Raw genomic sequence first — 2,861 nt, 5'->3', positions numbered from 1 at the left:
CTTTTCGGGAAGCGGGCGGCGGCATTTTACCGGACTGAACAAAATGATGAAGTTATTCCGGGACAATTCCTGACAGGCCTCCCTCCTGAAATTGCATCATGGGTTAACCGCTTTTCCGGACTGCTGACAAGTCGGTGATACGCGAATTGGGGGAGAGGAATTTTTCTGGGGTTTTGATGTCTAAACAAAAGAAACATAAAACCCATTAACTGAAAAGGCATCGAAAGTGAATAGTGTGACAGGTGGTAATATAAATAATAGTAAAATTATTACTCCATCAGACGGCGAAACGCTCACGGAATTTCAAAAACGTCACCCGGCGAAATTCGGAGATTATCAGGTTCAAGTGTTGTCAGATTATGTCGAAAAGATGCATATTCCGAAATTTACCAAATATTGCGGAACTGATATTAATAATTTCGATTCACGTCGAGAAGCAGTAGATTCCGATCAGAAATTAATCGCCCCACAAATCAATGCTATCATCCATACCATGGGAAACGCGATAGAGCAATTAGACTATTATCGTTCCCCGGATTACGTTGAACCCAAGTATAACCTTGTTGAAGATCGAAATGAAGAAGCGAAAAAATTTGTAATTGAGGTGATGGAAGAGATTGATGATGATGTCCAGCGAGTTAAAAAACATATAATAAGATGGCGTTCATCTTCTGCACCAACCAATGCCAGTCAAGAAATCCCTCCCCAATGGGGGAGATTCCTTGTCTGATCCGTCTGCCTTGAGATCCTGTTGAGGCACTGTTTAGTATTAACAAGAGAAACACTGTGTGCTATCACGAAATCCAGTCTTTGATTCATTGATAGACAGAATCCTTCGCTCCCGATCTGTATGGCGTTGGGCATCAACTGTGAGCAACAATGAGAACCATTCTTTCTGCTTTTGCCCGCTATCTCGGTGAACTTGGTGAATTGCTGTATCTGGCCGGGCCGATTATGGGAGCCCAGCTGGCAACCACCGGTATGACTTTTGTGGATCCAGCATGGCCGGACAATATTCAGCTATGGATTTGGCGGCTATCGCCCTTGGCTCCAGTATCTGGGTGCCGGTCTACCTGTTAATCCGTGGCATTTTAATGGCGATCACACCCACGGTTGCTCATCTTTACGGTGCCCGTCAAACCGGCGAGATTGGTGATCAGGTGCGTCAGGGGCTTTGGGTTGCCTTGTTGATGAGCCTCTTGGCGGCTGGTTTTATTTACCAGTCTGATGATGTTGTGCTTCAATGGCTACTGGTTGAGCCCGCAATGGCGGATAAAACCCTTGAGTATCTAAAAGCCATGGCCTGGGGTATTCCGGCGATTTGCCTGTTCCAGGTGCTTGCTTGCTACTGCGAGGGAATCGGTAAAACCAGGCCCGGCATGGTGTTCAGTTTCATTGCCCTGGTCCTGAATATACCACTGAACTATGTCCTCATTTATGGCAAGTTCGGGTTCCCGGAGCTTGGCGGTGTCGGCTGTGGTTATGCGACAGCTGTTTGTTTCTGGGCCATGTTCCTGATGATGGCGGGTTACACCATACCGGGTCAGCAGCATCGTAAAATTGGCCTGTTTGACCCTTGGGATTTGCCCGCTCCACGCATTATTTCCAGTCAGTTAACGCTGGGTGTGCCCATTGGCCTGGCCATATTCTTTGAAGCCAGTATTTTCTCGGTGGTGGCCCTGCTGATTGGCAAGTTAGGGGCCACCGTGGTTGCAGGGCATCAGATTGCCCTTAATTTTACGTCTTTGGTGTTTATGGTGCCGCTGAGCCTGTCGATGGGGTTGACCATTCGTGTCGGGCAGGCACTGGGTGCCGGTAACACCGCACAGGCCGCCTACGCCAGTTATGCCGGTATTGCGACGACGCTGGTCAGCGCCACCGTCAGTGCTGGCGTTATGTTGTTCCTGCCAGGTATGGTGACCTCGATCTATACACAGAATTCAGAGGTCGCCATTCTGGCTGCCCAGCTGCTGGTTTATGGGGCATTGTTCCAATACGCCGATGGCATTCAGATTGCGGCCAATGGTGCGCTTCGTGGCTATAAAGATACCCGGGTACCCATGGCGATGGTTCTGTTTGCCTGCTGGGTCGTGGCGTTACCCCTGGGCTACACTCTCGCGCTGACCGACTGGATTGTTGAGCCAATGGGGCCCCATGGCTTATGGATTGGTCTGGTGACAGCATTGACCATGGGCGCAGTCCTTTTGGCCTTGCGTCTGCGTGCCATTATTTGTCGGCATTGGTGATCGGTTTCTGACCCCGTGCTGATGCCCGTGGCCTGACATCTGGTGTCTATTGTGAGCTTGGTTGATATAACCGTCCGATCGAAATTTGTCAGGAGGTTTCAAATGAATAATATCGCAGAACGTTCCCCATTGTTTCAGGTAAATGTTCCAGGCATGGAAGTAAGTGGTGCCGATATAGGCATGTGCATACCCGGAGCCGTCGCTGGTACTTGTATTTTTGGAGTGGCTGGATTTTCTTGTGGAGCAATAAACAGTATATATTCCGGTGCAGCAATTGGAGCTGCAAAAGCAGCGGGTGGAGCCACCACATTTATGGCAATGGCTGAAAGAAGTATCACGCATTGTGCTACTGATGCTATTTATTCAGGAGGTGCATGTGCAATGACCGGATTTAAGGAAGGTGCTATTGCTGGTACAACCATCGGTTTCTTCAGTATTCACTATCCACGTTTAACTGGACAAAGCTTTCCAGATGTTAAATTGGACCTTTCACTAATGCCCAAAATACAGATTATTGAACGTGTCTAGGAGGCTGTCCGAGAATAGCGCCCGACTGGGCGTCCCCGTAGCGAGGATTGCGAGAAATTGAGGCTAAAAATTGCTGATTCTGAGGAG

Annotated in this window: 3 protein-coding genes; all 3 read left to right on the top strand. The window is 48.8% G+C overall.

The genetic code is table 11. The annotated features are described in order from the left end of the window. Positions 1 to 226 precede the first annotated feature (226 nt). Entirely contained in the window at positions 227 to 730 is a 504-nt protein-coding gene (locus KDK14_RS04625; protein ID WP_257263848.1) for a hypothetical protein, read from the top strand. A gap of 271 nt (positions 731 to 1,001) precedes the next feature. After that, positions 1,002 to 2,246, top strand: a complete 1,245-nt coding sequence (locus KDK14_RS04620) for an MATE family efflux transporter (RefSeq protein ID WP_257263847.1) — start codon at positions 1,002 to 1,004, stop codon at positions 2,244 to 2,246. Between the two features lie 102 nt (positions 2,247 to 2,348). Continuing rightward, positions 2,349 to 2,774 (top strand): hypothetical protein, encoded by a 426-nt coding sequence (locus tag KDK14_RS04615; RefSeq protein ID WP_257263846.1) that lies wholly within the window; start codon positions 2,349 to 2,351, stop codon positions 2,772 to 2,774. Positions 2,775 to 2,861 lie beyond the last annotated feature (87 nt).

This window comes from Endozoicomonas sp. ONNA2, assembly GCF_024606365.1.
Taxonomy (GTDB): domain Bacteria; phylum Pseudomonadota; class Gammaproteobacteria; order Pseudomonadales; family Endozoicomonadaceae; genus Endozoicomonas.
Note: the sequence above shows the minus strand (reverse complement) of the source record. Positions and strands in the feature narration are given on the sequence as shown.